General features: G+C 69.2%; 22 protein-coding genes. 9 read left to right on the top strand and 13 right to left on the bottom strand.

Translation table 11 applies throughout. From position 1 onward, the window contains the following. Positions 1-71 precede the first annotated feature (71 nt). Positions 72-1,280, top strand: a complete 1,209-nt coding sequence (locus AB5J56_RS19905; RefSeq protein WP_369234079.1) for a PLP-dependent aminotransferase family protein — start codon at positions 72-74, stop codon at positions 1,278-1,280. 39 nt (positions 1,281-1,319) lie between these two features. Here the strand turns inward: AB5J56_RS19905 and AB5J56_RS19900 are convergent, their stop codons facing one another. Then, positions 1,320-2,234: a helix-turn-helix domain-containing protein gene (locus AB5J56_RS19900; protein WP_369234078.1), complete on the bottom strand. Its 915-nt coding sequence runs from the start codon at positions 2,232-2,234 to the stop codon at positions 1,320-1,322. After that, positions 2,231-3,028 carry a peptidoglycan-binding protein gene (locus AB5J56_RS19895; RefSeq protein WP_369234077.1) on the bottom strand — a complete coding sequence of 266 codons (798 nt, stop codon included), beginning with the start codon at positions 3,026-3,028 and terminating at the stop codon, positions 2,231-2,233. The genes AB5J56_RS19900 and AB5J56_RS19895 overlap by 4 nt, the downstream gene beginning before the upstream one ends. Positions 3,029-3,369: 341 nt before the next feature. Here AB5J56_RS19895 and AB5J56_RS19890 point away from each other — a divergent pair, with 341 nt between their 5' ends. Next, positions 3,370-3,828, top strand: a complete 459-nt coding sequence (locus tag AB5J56_RS19890) for a peptidoglycan-binding protein (RefSeq protein WP_369234076.1) — start codon at positions 3,370-3,372, stop codon at positions 3,826-3,828. 361 nt (positions 3,829-4,189) lie between these two features. Here AB5J56_RS19890 and AB5J56_RS19885 read toward each other — a convergent pair whose 3' ends face one another. Beyond that, positions 4,190-4,726 carry a DUF397 domain-containing protein gene (locus AB5J56_RS19885; protein WP_369234075.1) on the bottom strand — a complete coding sequence of 179 codons (537 nt, stop codon included), beginning with the start codon at positions 4,724-4,726 and terminating at the stop codon, positions 4,190-4,192. 12 nt (positions 4,727-4,738) lie between these two features. Next, on the bottom strand, positions 4,739-5,593 hold the full coding sequence (locus AB5J56_RS19880) for a helix-turn-helix domain-containing protein (RefSeq protein WP_369234074.1): 855 nt from the start codon (positions 5,591-5,593) through the stop codon (positions 4,739-4,741). 237 nt (positions 5,594-5,830) lie between these two features. Between AB5J56_RS19880 and AB5J56_RS19875 the strand changes: the two genes are divergently transcribed. Together AB5J56_RS19875 and AB5J56_RS19870 are read left to right on the top strand one after the other, a co-directional pair. Next, positions 5,831-6,319 carry an ATP-binding protein gene (locus AB5J56_RS19875; RefSeq protein WP_369234073.1) on the top strand — a complete coding sequence of 163 codons (489 nt, stop codon included), beginning with the start codon at positions 5,831-5,833 and terminating at the stop codon, positions 6,317-6,319. Further along, positions 6,316-7,032: a Uma2 family endonuclease gene (locus AB5J56_RS19870; RefSeq protein ID WP_369234072.1), complete on the top strand. Its 717-nt coding sequence runs from the start codon at positions 6,316-6,318 to the stop codon at positions 7,030-7,032. The genes AB5J56_RS19875 and AB5J56_RS19870 overlap by 4 nt, the downstream gene beginning before the upstream one ends. A 1-nt stretch (position 7,033) precedes the next feature. Here the strand turns inward: AB5J56_RS19870 and argS are convergent, their stop codons facing one another. Beyond that, entirely contained in the window at positions 7,034-8,809 is a 1,776-nt protein-coding gene (argS, locus tag AB5J56_RS19865; RefSeq protein WP_369234071.1) for an arginine--tRNA ligase, read from the bottom strand. Between the two features lie 159 nt (positions 8,810-8,968). On the opposite strand from argS, the gene lysS reads away from it, so the two are divergent. Next, complete coding sequence (lysS, locus tag AB5J56_RS19860; RefSeq protein ID WP_369234070.1) at positions 8,969-10,714, top strand: lysine--tRNA ligase; 1,746 nt, start codon at positions 8,969-8,971, stop codon at positions 10,712-10,714. Between the two features lie 97 nt (positions 10,715-10,811). Here the strand turns inward: lysS and AB5J56_RS19855 are convergent, their stop codons facing one another. From AB5J56_RS19855 to AB5J56_RS19845, 3 genes are all read right to left on the bottom strand, one after another. After that, entirely contained in the window at positions 10,812-12,053 is a 1,242-nt protein-coding gene (locus tag AB5J56_RS19855; protein WP_369234069.1) for a DUF2637 domain-containing protein, read from the bottom strand. A 195-nt stretch (positions 12,054-12,248) separates the two neighbouring features. Further along, positions 12,249-13,139 carry a DUF3558 family protein gene (locus AB5J56_RS19850; protein WP_369234068.1) on the bottom strand — a complete coding sequence of 297 codons (891 nt, stop codon included), beginning with the start codon at positions 13,137-13,139 and terminating at the stop codon, positions 12,249-12,251. Positions 13,140-13,282: 143 nt separating this feature from the next. Next, positions 13,283-14,119 (bottom strand): DUF3558 domain-containing protein, encoded by an 837-nt coding sequence (locus AB5J56_RS19845; RefSeq protein ID WP_369234067.1) that lies wholly within the window; start codon positions 14,117-14,119, stop codon positions 13,283-13,285. 203 nt (positions 14,120-14,322) lie between these two features. Here AB5J56_RS19845 and AB5J56_RS19840 point away from each other — a divergent pair, with 203 nt between their 5' ends. After that, positions 14,323-15,516 carry an RtcB family protein gene (locus tag AB5J56_RS19840; RefSeq protein ID WP_369234066.1) on the top strand — a complete coding sequence of 398 codons (1,194 nt, stop codon included), beginning with the start codon at positions 14,323-14,325 and terminating at the stop codon, positions 15,514-15,516. A 54-nt stretch (positions 15,517-15,570) separates the two neighbouring features. On the opposite strand, the gene AB5J56_RS19835 is transcribed toward AB5J56_RS19840, so the two are convergent. From AB5J56_RS19835 to AB5J56_RS19820, 4 genes are all read right to left on the bottom strand, one after another. Beyond that, a complete protein-coding gene (locus AB5J56_RS19835) occupies positions 15,571-16,374 on the bottom strand; it encodes a hypothetical protein (RefSeq protein ID WP_369242659.1) in 804 nt (267 codons plus the stop codon). Positions 16,375-16,587: 213 nt separating this feature from the next. Next, positions 16,588-17,865, bottom strand: a complete 1,278-nt coding sequence (locus AB5J56_RS19830; RefSeq protein ID WP_369234065.1) for a GNAT family N-acetyltransferase — start codon at positions 17,863-17,865, stop codon at positions 16,588-16,590. Positions 17,866-17,896: 31 nt separating this feature from the next. Next, a complete protein-coding gene (locus AB5J56_RS19825; protein WP_369234064.1) occupies positions 17,897-18,103 on the bottom strand; it encodes a hypothetical protein in 207 nt (68 codons plus the stop codon). Beyond that, positions 18,103-18,882 carry an SDR family NAD(P)-dependent oxidoreductase gene (locus AB5J56_RS19820; RefSeq protein WP_369234063.1) on the bottom strand — a complete coding sequence of 260 codons (780 nt, stop codon included), beginning with the start codon at positions 18,880-18,882 and terminating at the stop codon, positions 18,103-18,105. Before AB5J56_RS19820 ends, AB5J56_RS19825 begins: the two co-directional genes overlap by 1 nt. A gap of 188 nt (positions 18,883-19,070) precedes the next feature. Between AB5J56_RS19820 and AB5J56_RS19815 the strand changes: the two genes are divergently transcribed. Next, positions 19,071-19,715, top strand: coding sequence for an HAD family hydrolase (locus tag AB5J56_RS19815; protein ID WP_369234062.1), 645 nt, complete (start codon positions 19,071-19,073; stop codon positions 19,713-19,715). 22 nt (positions 19,716-19,737) lie between these two features. On the opposite strand, the gene AB5J56_RS19810 is transcribed toward AB5J56_RS19815, so the two are convergent. Next, positions 19,738-20,076, bottom strand: coding sequence for a YnfA family protein (locus AB5J56_RS19810; RefSeq protein ID WP_369234061.1), 339 nt, complete (start codon positions 20,074-20,076; stop codon positions 19,738-19,740). A gap of 120 nt (positions 20,077-20,196) precedes the next feature. On the opposite strand from AB5J56_RS19810, the gene AB5J56_RS19805 reads away from it, so the two are divergent. Next, positions 20,197-20,676 (top strand): hypothetical protein, encoded by a 480-nt coding sequence (locus AB5J56_RS19805; RefSeq protein ID WP_369234060.1) that lies wholly within the window; start codon positions 20,197-20,199, stop codon positions 20,674-20,676. 88 nt (positions 20,677-20,764) lie between these two features. Then, positions 20,765-21,283, top strand: a complete 519-nt coding sequence (locus AB5J56_RS19800; RefSeq protein ID WP_369234059.1) for a MarR family winged helix-turn-helix transcriptional regulator — start codon at positions 20,765-20,767, stop codon at positions 21,281-21,283. Positions 21,284-21,293 lie beyond the last annotated feature (10 nt).

Raw genomic sequence — 21,293 nt, 5'->3', positions numbered from 1 at the left:
GGGTTTTAGGCTGCGCGATACGAACACGCGATACGAACAACTGCCCAGAGCCGCAGCCGAAGGAGCCCGCCGTGAGCGTCGCCGACCCCGTGACCGCAAGTTCGCCCGTGCCGCCGCTCGCCGGACGGGCCACCACGATCGGCGGCTCGCCGGTGCGGGACATCCTGGCGGTGACCGCGCGGCCCGAGGTGATCAACTTCGCGGGCGGGCTGCCCGCGCCCGAGCTGTTCGACGTGGCGGGGATCGCCGCCGCCTACCGGGACGTCCTCGCCGACGTTCCCCGGCGGGCGCTCCAGTACGCGACGACCGAGGGCGAGCCCGTGCTGCGGACCGCCCTCGCCGAGCGGTACGGCGCCCGGGGCCTGGCCACCGGGGCCGACGACCTGCTCGTCACCACCGGCTCGCAGCAGGCGCTGTCGCTCCTCGCCACCGCCCTGATCGACCCCGGCGACACCGTCCTCGTCGAAAGCCCCTGCTATCTGGCGGCACTTCAGGCCTTCGCGTTCGCCGGGGCGCGCGTCGTGGCCGTACCCGGCGACGACGACGGCATGGACCCGGGCGCCCTCGACGAACTCGTGGCGCGCGAACGCCCCAAGCTGCTCTACACCGTGCCGACCTTCCAGAACCCCACCGGCCGCACCCTGCCGGGCGAGCGGCGGGCCGCCGTCGCGGCCGTCGCGGCCCGGCGAGGGCTGTGGATCGTCGAGGACGACCCGTACGGCGAACTCCGCTTCGAGGGCGAGCGGGTGCCGTGGATCGCCTCCTACGAAGGCGCCGAGGACCGCACCGTGCTCCTCGGCTCCTTCTCCAAGGTGATGGCCCCCGGGATGCGCCTCGGCTGGCTGCGCGCCCCCGCCGCGCTCCGCCGCGCCTGCGCGGTCGCCAAGCAGGCCGCCGACCTGCACACCCCCACCGTCAACCAGCTCGCCGCCGCACGCTACCTGGCCGACCGTGACTTGGATGGGCACGTGACGCGGGTCGCGGCCGTCTACCGGAAGCGGCGCGACGCCATGCTCACCGGAATCGGCGACGCGCTCCCGGAGGGCTCGACGTGGAACCGGCCCGAGGGCGGCATGTTCCTCTGGGCCCGGCTGCCGACTTCGTACGACACCACGGCACTGCTGCCGCAAGTGGTCGGGCACAACGTGGCGTACGTCCCCGGCGCACCGTTCTACGCCGGCACCCCGGACCCGGCGACCCTGCGGCTGTGCTTCGTCACGCAGACGCCGGAGGAGATCGGGGAGGGGCTGCGGCGGCTGAGGGAGGGGCTGCGCGGCTAGAAGGGCGGCCGTCCCGATTGACGGGCGCCGGCCCGGCCGTCACTGCCTCCGCGAGTTCGCCGACGGCTCCTGATGCCCCTGGCCCACGCGGCCGTCGAAGCACTCCTTCTCGCCACCCGACGCGGGACGGAAACAGGCCCGGATGACGGTTCCGGGGCGGGTCGCGGTCATGGGGGTGTAGACGTAGGACTCCGCGTCCACGTCGTTCTTGACCTCGGCGCTACGACTGGTGTGGCTGTTACGGATTTTGCGGCCGTCCACGGTCGTCATCTCTATTCGGTCGCCGATCCGCGTGCCCCACATCCGTGCCCAACTGGTTCCGCACTCCTTACTGTGGCGCAGCTCCATCCGGGCTCCGGTGGCCGTGTGGTACGAGGCGACACTGTCCGGGCCTGCGGCGCAGACCATGCGGATCGGGCTCTTGCCCTCGCAGGCGGCTCCTCGGCAGTGCGGTCCGTCGGCGGCCGAGGACGAGAGGGCGTAGGTGCGTGGTTCGGCGGACTCGCGGGGCAGCAGGAAGAGGCCCACCGTCACGCCTCCGACGGCCACCGCGCACACCGATGCGAGCACTGCTACCGCTGCCACGCCCCGGTGACCGGGAGGCGAGGTCGGATCCGGCTCCGGGCGCGGCACCGGCTCTGGACGCTGCTTCGGATGCGGCTCCGGGGGGCGCGTGCCCGTATGCCGCACTTCCGGCACTTCCGCCGCGCGCCCGCTCCACTCCGACTCCGCTCTCTCCCACAGCGCCAGACACCGCGCGTCCGGTTCGTCGGCGAGACGGCACAGCTCCTGCACCGCCGGGCGCGGCGGCAGCGTCTTGCCGTTGAGGTAGCGCTCCCAGGACGACTTGCTCGACGAGGTCCTGTCCGCGAGAGCGGCCATGCTCAGGCCCGTGCGGGCCCTCAACTCACGCAGCGCGGCCGCCAGTCGTGCGCGTTCCGGCGACGGCGTCATCCCCGAAGGACTTTCCACGTGTGCGGCCCGGTGACGCCGTCCACGACCAGACCGGCCCGCCTCTGCACCTGCTTGACCGCGCTTTGCGTCATCGGACCGAAGATCCCGTCGACACCGCCCGGCGAGACGCCCGCCCTGCGCAGCAGCAGGCACTGCGCCTCGGCGACCTTCGGCCCGGCAAGGCCGACCGTCAGAACGGCGTCCTGGGTACGGCTGTTGCCCGTGTACCAACGGCCGTCGATCCGCTCCATGCGGCAGGTGTACGTCGGCGGCCCGGGATCGGGTTCCGACCTCGACGCCGATGCCGACGCGGCGGACGACGCACGCGGAGCCGCCGCCTCTTCCTCGCCGCCGCCCTGGAGCCGTATGGCCAGGAGGACCGCCGAGACAACGGCCAGCACCATTGCCACGGCCCCTGCCACGAGCGCGATGCGCAGCGAACGCCCGGGCCCGGCAACGGGAGGCGCCGCGCTCTCGGGCCCCGTCAACAGGACCTCCGGCTCCGTCGCCTCAGGAGCCGCGCGTCTCTCCGCCCAGGCCTCCGCCGCGACTTCGTGCAGTACGAGCAAGCGGGTCGGGTCGTCGCCGGTGATCCGGGCCATCGCCTCCACGGCCTCCCTGGGCGGCAGCGACATGCCGCCCAGATACCGCTCCCACGACTTCGGGCTGTACCCCGTTTTCGCCGCCAACTGGCCCAGGCTCAGCCCGCTGTGGTCCTTCAGCCGGCGCAGGCGCACCAGCAACTGCCGTACTCGCGGATCGAGTTCCGCGGGCAGAGCTTTCCAACGCGACATGTTCCCCCCACTCGCGTGGCCGTGGTCAGCGGCCCCGTGCCCCGTCGCATTCTGCATCAGCAGTGATCGTTCTGCACCGGAACGGGGTTCCCCAGGAGGTGAGAAATCGATCACCGCCCCGTCTCGCCACCCCTGTCGGCCGTCCCACGGCACCGTCCCCTCGGGCCGCGTCCTCGCAGGTCAGAGGGTGGGATGTCCCGCGATGGCGTCACTTGCCGGGCAACTCTGGAAACTCTCGCCGCCCACACCGCACGCTCTTGTCGTCAGCCCGGCGGAACGGCCGGGTGTCGCACTTGAGACCCGCATTCACGACCTGCACTCACGACCCGAAAGGGAAGCCCATGCGCTCGAACACTCTGACGAGGACCCTCGTCAGCCTCACCGCCGTCGTCGGGATCGCCGCCGGAAGCCTGGCGACCGCGAGCGCGAGCTTCGCGGCGACCGCGCCCGCCTCGAAGTCCGTGGTGGCCTCCCACGCTTCCATCCAGTCGGTCAACAACCTCGGCCTGAGCACCGACGAGGCCAAGAAGGTCCAGAACTGGCTGAACCAGTACTGGGGTTACACCGACGGCGCCGACGGCCAGCTGGGCACGAACAGCTGGAAGGCCTTCCAGCGCTGCCTCCAGAAGTACTGGGGCTACAACGACTCCATCGACGGGATCGTCGGCCCCAACACGATCAAGGCCCTGCAGCGCCTGCTCCAGGGCAGCTACGGCTACGCGGGCGACATCGACGGCATCGCCGGATCGGGCACCCAGGCGGCGTTCAAGCGGTTCGCCAACGGCAACCCGGCCACCTGATCGACCGATAGACCGCATCAACGACCGTGGCCCGTCCGCTCCTTGAGGAGGGGACGGGCCACGGTGCCGTTCTGCGTGGTGTGGGTCAGGGACGCTCAGGCGTCCTGATGCCCAGCAGGGCCCCTGGGTGGAGTACGGCTGCCCGCCGCAGCCAGTCACCCAGGGTGGCCGGATCGACCGCGCACCACAGCAGCGGCTCGTGCCGCGGCCCGTCGATCGTCGCGTCGACTCGTGCCCCGGACGGAAGGCCAGCGGTTCCGGAGTGTCGCCATGCCCAGTGACGGCAGGGCCACCCACTGACCAGGAATTTTCCGGGAGTTGGGGCTGACGGGCTTCCCTTGGTCCCCCGCTCCCTCGCGGATCACCCTGCGCGCTGCTCCTCGATCAGCCGGGCCGTGAATTCCACGGCCTCGGCGGGATCGGTGCTCTGAAAGAGAACGGTCTCCTGCGGATACGGCCAGGCCAGCACCGTGTGCACGCCGTCCATGGCAGCGATGGCGGGGAGTCCATCCACCATGCCCTCCACGGTCGCGGAATCCGTGACGATCAGCGACCACATGGAAATCACTGGATACAGAGACCGGAACACGGGATTTCTGTGGGCGATCGGAAGCAGGTGAGCCAGACTCACGGCAAACCTGCTTTCCAGCGCCTGCGGCAGCGAGTATTCCTGGAGAACGACTTCCCACTCCACGCTTGGTGCCCTGCTTACCTCACCACATGGTCTGCCCTTGGTTGCGGCTATGAGGCCCTTGAGCGGGGCGCGCGTAGTCCTGAGGGCGACCTCCGGGTCGTCGCTCTCGCGGAGGCGGATCGTTCCGTCGGGGGCGGTGGCGATGTTGACGCAGGAGGAGGCTTCCTGGCTGTACGTCGACTTCTGCCAGTGGAGTTCGGGCATGGCGGGCGCTTCCTAGAAGTCCTGGATGAGTTGGGCGATGAAGTCGCGGGACTTGGCCGGGGTGAGGGCGGCGGTCTCCATACGGTCCAGGACGAGGCGGTAGCGCTCCAACTGGGCGGGGGAGTCGATGAGTTCGCCGCCGTGGTCGGTGTCGATCTGGACGGTGTCGAGTTGCCGGACAGGTCCGTGGAAGTAGTCGACGCCCTGGCCCGAGGTGTGGAAGGGGCCGCTGTCGAAGGGGACGACGGACAGGGTGACGTGGTCGAGGTCGCTCACCTCGATGAGGTGGGCCAGCTGGTCTCGGGTCGTGGCCCGGTCGCCGAAGCGCATGCGCAGGGCTGCTTCATGAATGACCGCCCTGTAAGGCGCGGGCTGGTCGCGGTGGAGCACGGCCTGGCGCTTCACCCGGTGGGAGACCCGGTGCTCGATCTCGTGCGGCTTGAGCTGCGGGACGGTCTGCTCGAAGAGCGCTCGTGCGTGGGCGCTGGTCTGGAGCAGGCCGGGGATGTTGATGATCTGGGCGACGCGCATCCGCGTCGCATGGTGCTCCAGTTCGGTCAGGTCCAGCATGCGCGGCGCGAGGATGTCGCGGTACTCCTCCCACCAGCCGCGTCGCCGCTCGCCGGTCATCGACGCGAGGGCGTCGACCAGCGCGCTGTCGGTGCAGTCGTAATGGCCTGCGAGGGCGCGTACTCGGTCGCCGCTCACTCCGTAGCGCCCGGCCTCGATATTGCTGATGCGGGACTGCGGGACGCCCAGCAGCCCAGCCGCCTCGGTGACGCTCAGGTCCGCGCGCTCGCGTAGTCGGCGCAGTTCAATGCCGAGGCGTCGTCGACGCACCGTCGGCAGGGAACTCGGCTCGGGCATCGGCTGCTTCTCCTCGTCCGTGCAAATGTCGCAGAGGTACCCCACACGGGGGAATAGGGTCTGCGTTCCCTGCATTGCATGGAATGCAGACCACGCTACGCCCTACGGTGTTACTCGCCCCGCCCAACTCCCTTGCCCCGTAAGCCGGAAGCGCACCGCGTGCCGATTGCGCACGGCATGCCACCGCCGGGTCGACGTGGAGAAGAGCGGACCGAACTCCGCCCCCAAGGAGGCGACATGGTCACCGTATCCCCGCCGCACACCTGGTCGTACGCCCTTCACCTGCCCCATGACCCCCGCACCCCGCGCATCGCCCGCATGACCCTGCGCGCCGTACTCCCGGCGTACGGGATGGCTGAACTCCTCGACACCGCAGAGCTGTTGACGTCCGAACTCGTCACCAACGCCTACCTGCACACCCCCGGCCCCACCGCCCTCCGCCTGCGCGCCCTCGGCGCCGAAGACGCCCCCGGCGTACGCGTCAGCGTGTGGGACACCGACCCGAACATTCCGGACCCGTTCGACAAGCCTCCTGGTCGACGCGGTCCGCTGAGCGCGGTGCCGGAGCCGGCCGAGCGCGGACGCGGGCTTCTCCTCGTACGGCGATGGGCGGACAACTGGGGCGCCTTCCCGCTCGGGGACGACCTCTTTGGGCGGGGCGGAAAGCTCCTGTGGTTCGAGTTGGGAGCTGCACCTGCCCGCGAGGCGCTGGGACTGTCACTGTGAGTTACCTCGTTTGGGTGCATGCGGGTTCGGGCCGGGCCGAGATCAACGTCCGGCGCTACCGTGGAGGCAGCGACACGCCCTGCAAGCAGCGGAAGACCGTGGTGACCACCATGACCGAGCGGCCGATGGCCATAGAGGCGACCACGACAACCGGAGCGTTCGAGGACATGCTCCGGACCGTCGAGGAACTGGACACACCTGACGGCTACAAGGCCGAGCTCATCCGGGGGAAGATCGTCGTGTCACCGTGGTCGAAGCTGCGCTATCTGCGTCCCATGCGCAGCCTGCGAAAGCAGGTGGAGTCTCACGCTCCGGAAGGGACGGTCACGGAGACCTCACCGTTCCTCTTCACCTTTCCCTCCGCCGGGCGCGGCTTCGGGCCGGACCTCTTCGTCGCCGACGAGGCCGCCTTCGAAGCCGAAGGCCGCCACGCCGACGGTGCCGCTCTCTCACTCGTCGCCGAGCTGACGTCGGCGTCCACCAAGGACGTCGACTGGCTCGACAAGCTGGACACCTACGGGCGTGTGGTCCCGGTCTATCTCGTCCTGGACATGCAGGCCGAGGACATCACCGCCTTCTGGGACCCGTCCCCGAAGGGGTACCGCTCACGCTCCACGGTCCCCTTCGGGCGCCCGCTCCACGTGCCCGCGCCGTTCGACTTCGACCTGGACACCTCCGGATTCGTCACACCTTCAAACGAACCGGAGGCGTAGGTCAGAGCCGCTCAGGCGTCCTGATCCCCAGCAGGCCCATGCCCTGGTGGAGGGTGCGGGCCGTGATGTCGACGAGGAACAGGCGGTTCTCGACGACCTCCGTCGGGTTGTCGTCGCTCAGCACCTGGCACTTGTCGTAGAACGTGGTCAGGAGCGACGCCAGCTGGTACAGGTACGCGGCCAGCTTGTGCGGCTCGTAGCCCTCCGCCACCTCGGCGAGCGTCTCGCCGAAGCGGTCCAGGTGGAGGCCCAACTCGCGCTCCGCCGGGGCGAGTTCGAGCTCCGGGTGGGCGACGGGGCGGGCCTCGCCGGCCTTGCGCAGGATCGACTGGATACGGGCGTACGCGTACTGCAGGTACACCGACGTGTCGCCGTTCAGCGAGACCATCTGGTCCAGGTCGAACTTGTAGTCCCGCACCGCGGACGTCGACAGGTCCGCGTACTTGACCGCGCCGATGCCGACGTACCGTCCGTTCTCGACGATCTCCTGCTCGCTCAGGCCCACCTTCTCGGCCTTCTCCCGCACCACGGCGGTGGCACGCTGGACCGCCTCGTCGAGGAGGTCCTCCAGCTTCACCGTCGTACCCTCACGCGTCTTGAACGGCTTGCCGTCCTTGCCGAGAACCGTGCCGAACGCCAGCTGCACGGCCTTCACGTCCTCGTCGTTCAGCCAGCCGATCCGGCGCGCCGTCTCGAAGACCATCTTGAAGTGCAGCGACTGACGGGCGTCGACCACATACAGCAGCGTCGACGCCTTCAGGTTGAAGACACGGTCGCGGATCGCGGACAGGTCCGTCGCCGCATAGCCGTAGCCACCGTCGGACTTCTTCACGATCAGCGGGGTCGGGTTGCCGTCCGGGCCCTTCACGTCATCGAAGAACACGCACAGCGCGCCCTCCGAGCGGACGGCGACACCCGACTCCTCCAGGAGCCGGCACGTCTCGTCCAGCATGTCGTTGTAACCGGACTCGCCGACCACGTCCGCGTCCCGGATCTCCATGTCCAGCTTCTCGAAGACCGAGTAGAAGTAGATCTTCGACTCGTCCACGAACTTCTGCCACATGGCGAGCGTCTCCGGCTCACCGGCCTGAAGGTCCACCACCCGGCGCCGCGCCCGCGTCTTGAACTCCTCGTCGGAGTCGAAGACCGCCCGCGAGGCCTTGTACAGCCGGTTCAGGTTCGACATGGCCTCCTCGCCGGAGACCTCGCCGCCCTCGTGGTCCAGCTCGTGCGGGTGCTCGATCAGATACTGGATGAGCATGCCGAACTGGGTGCCCCAGTCGCCGATGTGATGGCGCCGGACCACCGACTCGCCGATGAACTCCAGGATCTGCACGACCGCGTCACCGATCACCGCGGACCGCAGATGACCGACGTGCATCTCCTTCGCCACGTTCGGCTGCGCGTAGTCGATCACCGTCGTGCCCGCGTTCTGCGCACGCGGCACGCCGAGACGGCCCTCGGCATCCGCGGCACGCGCGGCCAGGTTCTCGGTGATCGCCCGGTCCGTGATCGTGATGTTCAGGAAGCCGGGGCCGGAGACCTCGACGTCCTTGATCACCTCACCCGAGACGATCTGCCCGACGACCTGCGTCGCCAGCTCCCGAGGATTCGCCTTCGCCTTCTTCGCGAGCGCCAGGATCCCGTTGGCCTGGAAATCGGCCCGGTCGCTTCGTCGCAGCAGCGGGTCCGCGGAACCGGCCTCCGGCAGAGCTGCCGAGAGGGCGTCCGCGAGGCGCTGGTGGACGGAAGCGGTGAGGGACGTGACCGAGGCCATGGAGTGGCTGCCGTTCTGCTCGGGTTCCGGAGATTGCCTAGTACAGATGACCAGTACAGAAAAGCCAGTATCCCACGCGATGAAAAGCCGTTTTCGCGGTTCACGTCCGAGCTGGGAGAATGGTGCGGTCAGCCGTACTGGCGTATGAGGAAGAAGGACGTGCCGATCGTGGGCCAGAGCACCGAGACCACCGACTGGGTCTCCCGTTTCGCGGATGAGGTCATCGAGGAGTCGGAGCGTCGGGCCCCGGGCAAACCCGTCGTCGTCGCGTCCGGACTCTCCCCCTCCGGCCCGATCCACCTCGGCAACCTCCGCGAGGTCATGACCCCGCACCTGGTCGCCGACGAGATCCGCCGCCGCGGGCACACCGTGCGCCACCTCATCTCCTGGGACGACTACGACCGCTACCGCAAGGTCCCGGCCGGCGTCCCCGGCGTCGACGACTCCTGGCAGCAGCACATCGGCAAGCCCCTCACCTCCGTGCCCGCCCCCGCCGGATCCGCGTACCCGAACTGGGCCGAGCACTTCAAGGCCGCGATGACCACCTCGCTGGCCGAGCTCGGCGTGGAGTTCGACGGCATCAGCCAGACCGCCCAGTACACCTCGGGCGTCTACCGCGAGCAGGTCCTGTTCGCCATGAAGCACCGCGGCGACATCGACGCGATCCTCGACCAGTACCGCACCAAGAAGGCCCCCGCCAAGAAGCAGCAGGGCCAGAAGCCGGTCGACGAGGCCGAACTCGAAGCCGCCGAGGGATCCGGCGCCGCCGCCGAGGACGACGGCAGCATCTCCGCCGCCGGGTACTTCCCGTACAAGCCCTACTGCGGCCAGTGCGAGAAGGACCTCACCACCGTCACCGCATACGACGACGACACCACCGAGCTGACGTACGTCTGCGCCGACTGCGGCTTCACCGAGACCGTCCGGCTGAACGAGTTCAACCGCGGCAAGCTCGTCTGGAAGGTCGACTGGCCCATGCGCTGGGCCTTCGAAGGCGTCATCTTCGAGCCCAGCGGCGTCGACCACTCCTCCCCGGGATCCTCCTTCCAGGTCGGCGGCCAGATCGTCGGCATCTTCGGCGGCAAGCAGCCCATCGGCCCCATGTACGCCTTCGTCGGCATCAGCGGCATGGCCAAGATGTCGTCCTCCAAGGGCGGCGTCCCCACCCCGGCCGACGCCCTCCAGATCATGGAACCCCAGCTGCTGCGCTGGCTCTACGCCCGCCGCCGCCCCAACCAGAGCTTCAAGATCGCCTTCGACCAGGAGATCCAGCGGCTCTACGACGAGTGGGACAAGCTCGCCGCCAAGGTCACCGACGACTCCGTGCTCCCCGCGGACGCCGCCGCGTACGCCCGCGCCGTCGGCACGGCAGCCGGTGAACTGCCCAAGACCCCCCGCCCCATGGCGTACCGCACCCTCGCCTCCGTCGCCGACATCACCGCCGGAGCCGAGGACCAGACCCTGCGCATCCTCTCCGAACTCGACCCCGCCAACCCCCTGTCCACCCTCGACGAGGTCCGGCCACGCCTCGACAAGGCCGAGGCGTGGATCAACACCCACGTCCCCGCCGACCAGCGCACCGTCGTCCGCGCCGAACCCGACACCGAACTGCTCAAGTCCCTCGACGACGAAGGCCGCGCCTCACTGCGCCTGCTCCTCGACGGCCTCGACACCCACTGGTCCCTGGACGGCCTGACCCACCTCGTCTACGGCGTCCCCAAGGTCCAGGCCGGCTTCTCCGCCGACGCCGGCCCCAAGGAACTCCCGCCGGAGATCAAGGTCGCCCAGCGCACCTTCTTCGCCCTGCTCTACCACCTGCTCGTCAGCCGCGACACCGGCCCGCGCCTGCCCACGCTGCTCCTCGCCGTGGGCCAGGACCGGGTGAGGAAGCTGCTCGCCGCGTAGCGCCTGTGATACGGCGGAGAGTTCCTGGCATACGACGGAGGGGGCGCCCGGTGATCACCGGGCGCCCCCTCCGTCGTATGCCTGTCCCTGTCACCGCTTACGCGATGTGGTCCTCCTCCAGCTCCGCGTTGTGGCGGTTGGTGAAGCGATTGACCATCCGCTTGGCGTCCTCGGCGGGGAGGCTGAGACCGAACTCCGCCTCGACATTGCCGATGAGCTCACGCGGAGTCGGGTAGCTGCCGTTTATCGACTGCTTGAAGACCTGGTAGTACGACTCCTCGTCCGGCTCGGGAGCCTGAGGAGCCCCGCCACCCTCGCCCAGCTGGCGGGTGCGGTCACCGGCACCCGCCGGGATCGGGAAGCTGCCCGTCTCCTCCGCAGAGGGCCCGGCGGCCTGAGCCTGGTGCTGCTCGTCGTACCACTGCCACGCCTCCTGCTCCGGCGAGTACGCCGGGTCGTGCGGGGGCTCGAACGAGGGGTCGTAGCCGCCCTCGTAGACGACCTCCCTGGGCGGCGGGAACCACGGGTTCTCTTCCTGCACGGGTTCCTGAGCAGGAGCCGAGATCTCCAGCTCGCGCTGCTGCGGGGCGGGAGCGGCCTGGACCGGCACCGGCGAGGGAGCCGGCCGCGGGGCGGGCTCCGCCACCGGCGCGGGCGCCGGAGGCAGCAGCACGGGTTCGATGCCCGCCGCGGCCAGACCCGACGGAGCCGTCTCCGCCAGCGGGACGCCGTAGCGGGCCAGCCGCAGCGGCATCAGGGACTCGACCGGGGCCTTGCGCTTCCAGGCGCGGCCGAACCGGGAGTGCAGGCGGGCCTGGTAGACGAGACGGTCCTGCTCCAGCTTGATGACCTGCTCGTAGGAACGCAGCTCCCACAGCTTCATCCGGCGCCAGAGGAGGAACGTCGGGATCGGCGAGAGCAGCCAGCGGGTGAGGCGCACGCCCTCCATGTGCTTGTCGGCGGTGATGTCGGCGATCCGCCCGATCGCGTGCCGGGCCGCCTCGACCGACACCACGAACAGCACCGGAATCACCGCGTGCATGCCCACACCCAGCGGATCCGGCCAGGCCGCCGCGCCGTTGAACGCGATCGTCGCCGCCGTCAGCAGCCACGCCGTCTGGCGCAGCAGCGGGAACGGGATCCGGATCCAGGTCAGGAGCAGGTCGAGCGCGAGCAGCACGCAGATGCCCGCGTCGATGCCGATCGGGAAGACGTACGAGAAGTCCCCGAAGCCCTTCTTCAGGGCCAGCGCGCGGACAGCCGCGTACGACCCCGCGAAGCCGATACCGGCGATGACGACCGCACCGGAGACGACCACGCCGATGAGTATCCGGTGCATCCGTGTCAGCTGAAGTGGCCCGGCCACCTGTACTCCCCTCCCCTTACATGCTGTTGCGCGCAACAGAGTGGCACATGTGTGCGGCGCGCGGACGGGCGGTACGGCAGGAGCCCGACCACTGTCGCGGCCGGGCTCCTGCAAAAGGCTTGGCCGGGCTGCGAGTTGGGACGCAGGCGGCCGCCCGAGATCGTGACGTCAGCTCTTCTTCGAGGGCGACGCGGAGGCGGACGCCGACTTCGACGCGCTCTTGGAAGGAGAAGCGCTCTTCGAGGGGCTCTTCGACGCGCTCTTGGAGGGCGAGGCGCTCGCCTGGCCACCGCTTCCGCCGCCGTCACCGTTCGCGGCGGCCACCGCGGCGACCGCCTCCTTGGCGGCGCTCTTCGCGGCCTTCGCCAGATCGTCGGCGCTCGGCGCCTTGTCACCGGCGAGACCGGCACCGTTGTAGTCCAGCGTGACGACGACGTTCTCGACGCGGGTCACGATGGTCTGCTGCTTGAAGGTGCCTTCCTTCTTCTTCAGGTCGTAGCGCACCGCCGTGGCCTCGTCGCCCGTCCCGGTCACCGGCTCCGACTTGGTGCCCTTCGCGCCGGTCACCGTCTGCGCTTCCTTGACCTGCTTCTCGTAGTACGTCTGCGCGAGCTTGTCGCCCTCACCGCGCGAGGCGTCCGAGTCGAAACGCAGCAGCGACACGTTCAGCCAGCGGAACTGGGAACCCTTCACCCCGTTGTTGTCGAGGCTGTTCCAGGAGCAGCTGCTGCGATTGTCCGTATCGCCCGACTTGCCTTCCTTGGCGGACTTGCTCCCCTTCGGGACTAGTTCGCCCAGCGTCTTCTTCGACAGCACCGCACACGGCTCGGGCAGCTTCGCGTACGCCGCCGCCTGCACCGTCGGCGAAGCGCTCGCCGATGCGGACGGGCTCGCGGTCGTCTTCCCCTTGTCGCTGGAGTCGGACCCTGAACCGGAGTCCGAGGAACAGCCGGCGACGACGAGCAGCGCCGGGACGGCGGCCGCGCCGACAAGGAGGCGGTTGAATCGCTGTACTCGCTGGGCACGCTGTGCGGGTCGGTGCATGGTTCCTTCAGTCATCGTCACTCGGGGCGCTCGGGGGTCGCTCACATGTGGATCATGCGAGACGGTCGGGTCCGAGGGGCCACGGTACGCGGTGAGAAGGCAGTGCGGCCCTGAATCGGAGGGTTCGCGAGAGGCCGCCGGCCACCCCGCCGCACCCCTCAGCTGTTGAACGTCGACACGAGCTTCTGCGCCAGACTTCGCGCCCTGTCCTGCATTTCCTTGCTGTCCGGCGCCTCCACGGAAGCGGTCGGCTGCTCGTCGTACACGATCGTCACGATCACATTGGACGTGCGGAACACCACAGTCACCGTGCGCTGCTGAGCCGTCGAACCGGACGAACTCAGCTTGTCGTTCAGGAACGCCTCGTCGCCGAGACCGTCGAGGGTGCGGGGCTGGAGGTCGGCGGGCGTCTCACTGGCACTGGCGCCGGCACCGGCTGCGTCGGAGGGGGTGGCGGAGTCGGAACTTCCGCTGTCGCTCGCGCTGTCAGCGGATTCCGGGGATTCCGGGGATTCCGTCGTGGTGTCGCCGGAGCTGGTGGCGGGTGCGGGAAGGTCGGCGGCCGTCTCCTTGGTCCCGTAGATGTCGCCGGCCTTGCTGTCGTCGCTGACCGCGTTGTCGTACGACACCACGCGCTCGAAGTCGATCAGGAGGTGATCGGTCGCGGAGGTCGACTCCACCTTCCAGCGGCAGCCCACGCGGCGGTCCGTGTCGAACGTCTGCGTGGCCTCGCCCGCGTACTCCTTCTCGCGCTGCTCGTCGTCGGTGGCCTGTTCGATGCCGGGCAGCAGCGTGTCGAGCGTGTCGTGGCTCACCGCGCCACAGGGCTCCGGAAGCGTGCGGTACTTGCCCGGCTGGGCCGCGGTCGCCGTGGTCGCGGAGCTGCCCGCCTTCGAGTCGTCCGGCTGGTCCCCGCCCCCCGAACCACTGGTGCAGCCGGCCAGCACCACCGCGAGGAGCACGGCAACGCCGGATACGTACGCCTTCCGCTGCACGGTCAGGCTCCTCTCGACGGGTCGTGGCATCGCTTCCAGAGCGAAGCCCGCAGGTTAATCGGTTGCCGCACGGGGGCGGCCCCTGGAGACAATGTGTATCGCACGCACGGCCGTGGACGCCGGTCCGTTGTCCCAAACGTCGATCTTGGCGCCGGTTTTGCGATTTAAGACTTCTGTTGGTTTTCCGGGGGAATGAGGACGAAATGTCATACGTAGAGGTGCCGGGCGCGAAGGTCCCGATCCGCATGTGGACCGACCCGGCGTCGGTCGAGGACGTGGCTCTGCGCCAGCTCCAGAACGTCGCGACCCTGCCGTGGATCAAGGGCCTCGCCGTCATGCCGGACGTGCACTACGGCAAGGGCGCGACGGTCGGGTCCGTCATCGCCATGCGGGATGCGGTGTGTCCGGCGGCGGTGGGGGTGGACATCGGGTGCGGGATGTCTGCCGTCAAGACGTCGCTCACCGCGAATGACCTGCCGGGGGATCTGTCTCGGCTTCGGTCGAAGATCGAGGAGGCTATTCCGGTGGGGCGGGGGATGCATGACAGTCCCGTTGATCCCGGTCGGTTCCATGGGATGGCTACGGCTGGGTGGGATGAGTTCTGGGGGCGGTTTGATGGGGTTGCTGAGGCGGTCAAATTCCGTCAGGAACGTGCAACTTTGCAGATGGGGACGCTCGGAGCCGGGAATCACCTAGTCGAAACCTGTCTTGATCAGTCGGGTTCGGTGTGGCTGATGCTGCACTCCGGTTCCCGGAACATCGGCAAGGAGCTTGCCGAGCACCACATCGGTGTCGCACAGAAACTCCCGCACAACCAGGGGCTGGTCGATCGTGACCTCGCTGTGTTCGTCTCGGACACCCCGCAGATGGCGGCGTACCGAAATGATCTGTACTGGGCCCAGGAGTACGCCAAATACAACCGCGCGATCATGATGGGGCTCCTGAAGGACGTGATCCGCAGGGAGTTCAAGAAGGCGAAACCGACGTTCGAGACAGAGATCTCCTGCCACCACAACTATGTGGCAGAGGAGCGGTACGAGGGCATGGACCTGCTGGTTACCCGCAAGGGTGCGATCCGTGCGGGCTCCGGCGAGTACGGGATCATCCCGGGCTCGATGGGCACCAGCTCGTACATCGTGAAGGGGCTCGGAAACGAGAAGGCCTTCAACTCGGCTTCGCACGGTGCAGGGCGACGCATGAGCCGCAACGCGGCGAAGCGCCGCTTCACAGTGCGGGATCTGGAGGAGCAGACGCGGGGAGTCGAGTGCCGCAAGGACTCCGGCGTGCTCGATGAGATTCCGGGTGCCTACAAGAACATCGACCAGGTGATGGAGCAGCAGCGCGACCTTGTTGAGGTCGTGGCGAAGCTGAAGCAGTTCATCTGCGTGAAGGGCTGAGCAGCATGCGCGGCGGTCCCGAACTGAGACAGTTCGGGACCGCCGCGCACTCCGTCACTGATCACTTGTGGGCATGGGTACCTTGCCGCTGCGCAGGCGCCAAAGGCGCAGACTGCAACTCTGAATGGTCCTGCCGAGCGCCTCGGCTGCCGAGGCCGGGTTGTTGTGCTCCAGGAGGATTCGGTCCTCCCGTTCACTCCAGCGGCGTTGGGTGTACGCCGCCCTCATTCCGGCTGGGCGGACCCGTGAAGCGAGAGAGTCGGCGGCCGTCTGCTTGCGCTCCAAGGCCAGGCAGTCGGGGTAGTAGAGGTGAGCGGCCAGCTTCTGGGCCACCTCCATCGTGTACAGGGCGTTGTAGATGCCGTCGCGGGCATTGCGCTTGATGGTGCGCTGAGCCCCTGTCACCTTCTTCGCGTAGTGACACAGGTAGGCACCGATGGCGGTGCTGGCCGTGGTGAGGGAGATGAAAGGGAAGCCCTTGCTCGTGAAGCCGACCGAGCCGTCTGCGTCGATGACGCCTCGGAGGTAGTCAAGGCGCGAGAACTCGACGCGGGGCGGGGCGATGTCCTTGGATTTGCGGCCGTAAGGCAGGCCTAGCTCGTTGAGCTTGGTCCTGGCTTCGAGGGAGCACAGGGTCCAAGTCGCTGAGTGGTGGGTCTCGGCGAAATTCGTGGAGCGGGTGCGTTCGGTGATGCTGCTGTTGTACGGCGTCAGCCTCTGGAACTCGCGCAGGATGTCGATGTCCCGCACGTTGATCTCGGCTGTCAGACGCCCTTTCTGGCCCGTTCCTTTCGCCAGATGCCCATCGGCCTGCAAGAAGCCGAACATGTAGGCGTAGTTGGGATCTTCGAGGTCCATGAACCCCGTCGTCTCGACGCCGAGGGCGTCGTCCAGTGTGAATTGGTGCGCGCTAGGCTCGCGTTCAGCCACAGGGAAGCCCACTTCCTTGGTGGTCAGGCCCTCGATCGGGATGCCAGTCCCGGCCGAGGGCCGTTTTTTGATGTTGTGGCGCGAGCCTAGGTCGGGCGTTCCTGTGCCGTATGGGTGATCTATCCGGTTCACCCGTGTGGGTTACTTGAGCCGCTTCTCCAGCAGCGTCACCGCGTACGGAGAGCCCGCTCCGCCGTCCTTCATGGGCTGTTCGCCTACGACCCTGTAGCCCGCGTTCTCGTAGTACGCGCGCAGGTGCGGGTTCGTGGAGATGCAGTCCAGGCGGGCGAGGGTGCGGCCGGAGGCGGTGATGCGGGACTCTGCCTGAGCCAGCATGCGGCGGCCTGTGCCCCGTGGGGCCGTGGTGTGGTCGGTCATGAGGCGGTGGATGTAGGCGGCTGTGGGGGGTTGGGGGCCCCAGGCAGCCGGGTCGTCCCACCAGAGTTCCCAGGCGCCGACCACGGCCGAGTCCGCGTGGGCCAGCCAGACCTCGCCCTGCTCGATGCGGGTGCGGAAGTGGTCCTCGCCGAGTTGGCCCGGGGTCCACTGGGCGATGTCGGGGGCGGTGCGCTTCTGCCAGTGGGCCGCCTCGTCGCGGAGGCGGACCAGGGTCGCGAGGTCGTTCTCGTCGGCTCGGCGGAACGTCAACTCGGGCTGCTGGGGCGCCGGTTCGAGGAGGTTCGTGCGCAGGCGCTGCTGGGTGGGCTCGTCCAGGCCCAGCGTCCCCGTGATGTAGGCCTGGACCGAGCCGTACCGTGTGCGCAGGTCCGCGAGGAAGAGGGTCATGATCTCGGCGGGGGCCCTGCCGTAGCCCGGCCAGGTCAGTTCGCGGCCGGGGTGGGTCGTGTGCCAGTCGGCGACCAGGCGGGCCGTGGCCAGCTCGGTGAGGGTGAAGTCCTCGACGATGGTCCGCTCCGGGACGCCGAGGATCGTGAGGACCAGCGCGGCCAGCAGGCCGGTGCGGTCCTTGCCGGAGGCGCAGTGGAAGACAAGCGGGGCTTCCGATTCCCCCGCTTCGGCGATCAGCTCCAGCGCCTCGCGGATCTCCTTCGTGCCGTCCTCCGCCACCTCCGCGAAGCGGGCCGCCAGGTAGGGGCCGGGGTCGACGTCGGGGGTCAGCGCCGCCTGGTCGTAGGGGCGGTGCTCGATGCTGAGGTTGCGGTACGTGAGGGACGGGTGCTCGGGTACGCGGCCCTTCGCCTCGATCTCCCAGGGGTAGCGGAGGTCGACGACCGTGCGGATGCCGAGGGAGAGGAAGGCGTCCCAGTCCTCGGTGCCCTCGGTGCCCTCGGTCAGCTTGCCGAGCCCGTCCGAGCGGAACAGGCGGCCCCAGCGGACCGCCCGGCCGTCGTCGGTGGTGTATCCGCCCAGGTCGCGGAAGTTGTGCAGCCGATCGAAGGGTATGTGTCGTCTGTTCACAACCCGGCAGCCTATGTGGCCGCTCACGCGGTTACTTCGCGTGCAGCACCGCGTAGATCATGACGAACGCCACGATGTGGATGCCGAAGAGGAAGTACGCGAGGTAGTACCAGACCATGCGTTCGTTCTTCTTCTCCTGGGCGAGGCGGCGCTGCTCCGGGGAGACGTCGGAGATGCCGGAGACGTCCGAGACATCGGAGGCGTCGCCCGGTGTCCCCCCGGTGGGCTCGTCCGGCATCACAGTTCCCTGTGGACCTTCGTGTTCGACGCCTGGGCGCGGGGGCGGACGACGAGGAGGTCGATGTTGACGTGGCTGGGACGGGTGACGGCCCAGGTGATGGTGTCGGCGACGTCGTCGGCGGAGAGCGGCTCGGCGACGCCCGCGTACACCTTCGCCGCCTTGTCGCTGTCGCCGCCGAAGCGGGTCAGCGCGAACTCGTCGGTCTTGACCATGCCGGGCGCGACCTCGATGACGCGGACCGGGGTGCCGACGATCTCCAGGCGCAGCGTCTCGGCGAGGACGTGTTCGGCGTGCTTGGCGGCCACGTAGCCGCCGCCGCCCTCGTACGTGCCGTGGCCGGCGGTGGAGGAGAGGACGACGATCGTGCCGTCGCCGCTCGCGGTGAGGGCGGGCAGCAGGGCCTGGGTGACGTTCAGGGTGCCGATGACGTTCGTCTCGTACATCTGGCGCCAGTCCGCCGGGTCGCCCGCCGCGATCGTGTCCGCGCCGAGCGCGCCGCCCGCGTTGTTCACCAGGACGCCGATGGTCTTGAACGCCGACGCGAACTCGTCGACCGCCGTGCGGTCCGTGATGTCGAGGGCGTACGCCGCCGCCTGGTGGCCTGCCGTGTTGATCTCCTCCGCGAGCGCTTCGATGCGGTCCTTGCGGCGCGCGGTGAGCACGACGCGGTACCCGGCCGCGGCGAGCTGCCGGGCCGTCGCCGCGCCGATACCGCTGCTCGCGCCGGTGACGACGGCGATACGGGAGGGGGCTGCGGGCACGGCGGGGGCGGTCATGGGCTGCTCCTCGGGCATATGTACGAGGCACGTCGGTACGTCCTCGATCCCGGCCAGGATAGGCAGGTCGCGGGCCTGGGCGTCGGGGCGTCCGGGGAGCGGGCTGTGGGACGCCGAGGGGCGGACGGCCGGTGCACGACAATCCTCCCCGTGGGTCTCCCTTTCTGCGCTGATGCCATGATCAAGGCGTGACGAGCGAATCTGTTCGGCCCGGTGTCGCGAAGTGCGTCCTGTTCGATGTCGACGGCACGTTGATCGACGCGGTGGACAACCAGCGTCGCGTGTGGCGCATGTGGGCCGAGCGCTACGGGCTCGACCCCGACGAGGTTCACCGGGTGGCGCTGCGCACGCGGCCCTTGGAGACCTTCGCGGCTGTCGCGCCGGACCGGGATCCGCACACGTGCCTGGCCCTGCTGCACGAGCTGGAGGACGAGGACGTACGGACCGGCGTGTACGCGGCCTTCGACGGGGCGTCGGAGCTGCTGGGCGCGCTGCCCGCCGGGGCCTGGGCGCTGGTGACCTCGAACTACGGGCACCGGGTGCGGGGGCGGTTCGCCCGGACCGGGCTGCCGGTTCCGCAGGTCGTCGTGGACGCGGCCTCGGTCGACGAGGGCAAGCCGTCGCCGGTTCCTTATCTGCTGGCTGCCGGGCGGCTCGGGGTCGCGCCGGAGGACTGCCTGGTCGTCGAGGACGCGCCGTCCGGGGTGCTGTCGGGGCTGCGGGCCGGGATGACGGTGTGGGGCGTCAACGCCCCGGCCGCGGTGGACGGCGTACACCGGCACTTCGGGAGTCTGCGCGAGGCGGTCGGCGACATCCTGGCCTTCGCGCGCTGAGAGTCCTTTGCGCGGCGCGGGTTCAGTTGCCGCCGCGCGGCGCGTACATGATCACGGCCATGCCCGTGAGGCAGATCAGTGCGCCGGTGACGTCCCAGCGGTCGGGGCGGTAGCCGTCCGCGATCATGCCCCAGGCGAGTGAGCCGGCGACGAAGACTCCGCCGTACGCGGCGAGGATGCGGCCGAACTCGGCGTCCGGCTGGAGTGTGGCGACGAAGCCGTACACGCCGAGGGCCATGACGCCGGCGCCGATCCAGAGCCAGCCCCGGTGTTCGCGCACGCCCTGCCAGACCAGCCAGGCGCCGCCGATCTCGAAGAGCGCGGCGACGACGAAGAGGGCGACGGAGCGGGCGATGAGCATGTGGTCACTTTGGCATGGGGGAGGCAGGGGCCTCTCCGTCACCTGATGGACGGCGCCTGGCCCTGGCCGGAAGGGGGATATATCGGATGAATTGATGACCTATGTGGAGGAGATGGCGGTATGCGGATTCATTGCGTGGCGGGTTCTGCGGTCGGTGCGTTGGGTGCGTGCGCGGCGCTCGCGATGGGGGCCGCGTCGCCCGCCGTCGCCCTGGGGCCCGAGGCCGACCTCGCCTATCACGGGACCGTGTCCATGGACGCCGGGCGCGTCGATCTCCGGCTGACCCCGCAGAACCATGGTCCGAGCGCCGTCGACGACGCGACGGTACGGCTGCGCTGGTCGCAGCCGCTCGCGGTCCGGCAGCAGTTGCCGGAGGGGTGTGCGCGGTCGGGGGTGCGGACGGTGGTGTGCCGGACGGGGGCGCTGGCGGCGGACGGGCTGGGGGCGGAGATCAGGTTGCGGGTACGGCTGCGGGAGGTGCCGTCGGAGGTGTCGTTGACGATCGACACGCTGTGGAGCGGCGGCGCGGTGGACCGCAATCACGCGAACGACCGGCAGCAGGTCCTGGCGCTGGACACCGGGGACTCGTACGTCTTCTAGCCGCCGGTCCCCTCCCGCCGATCCCTCACCCGAAGTCAGGTGCCTGCGTCGTACGCTTTCTGCACGACGCAGACGAAAGGGCGTGGGCATGTCCGGGAAAGCCGGGAAAGCCGGGAAAGCCGGGAAAGAACGTGAGCGGCTGCTCGACGAGCTGGCGACGGTGTCGCGCCGCTACATGGCCTCGTACGCGCTCTTCAACCAGGCCGTCGCCGACCGCATCGGGCTGCACCCGACGGATCTGCAGTGCGTGAACCTGCTCGGGCTGGAGGACGGGCCGGTGACGACGGGCCGGATCGCGGAGCTGACCGGGCTGACGACGGGGTCGGCGACGCGGCTCGTGGACCGGCTGGAGAGGGCGGGGTACGTCGTCCGGGAGCGGGACGCCGTCGACCGGCGCCGGGTGCTGGTGGCGACCGTGCCGGAGAAGATCGCCGAGTTCGGGCGGATGTGGGACCGGCTGGGCGGCGGCTGGTTCGCGCTCTTCGACACGGTCGACGACGCCGAACTCGCCCTGATCATCGGCCATATGCGCCGCACGGTCGACTTCAGTGCGGCGCAGGTCGCCCGGTTGCGCGGCGGGGATCTGGACGAGCCGGAAGCCCCCTAGGGAGCCCGCG

The organism is Streptomyces sp. R21 (assembly GCF_041051975.1).
Classification (GTDB): Bacteria; Actinomycetota; Actinomycetes; order Streptomycetales; family Streptomycetaceae; genus Streptomyces.
The sequence above is the reverse complement of the archived record's forward strand: the minus strand, read 5'-3'. Positions and strand labels throughout refer to the sequence as shown.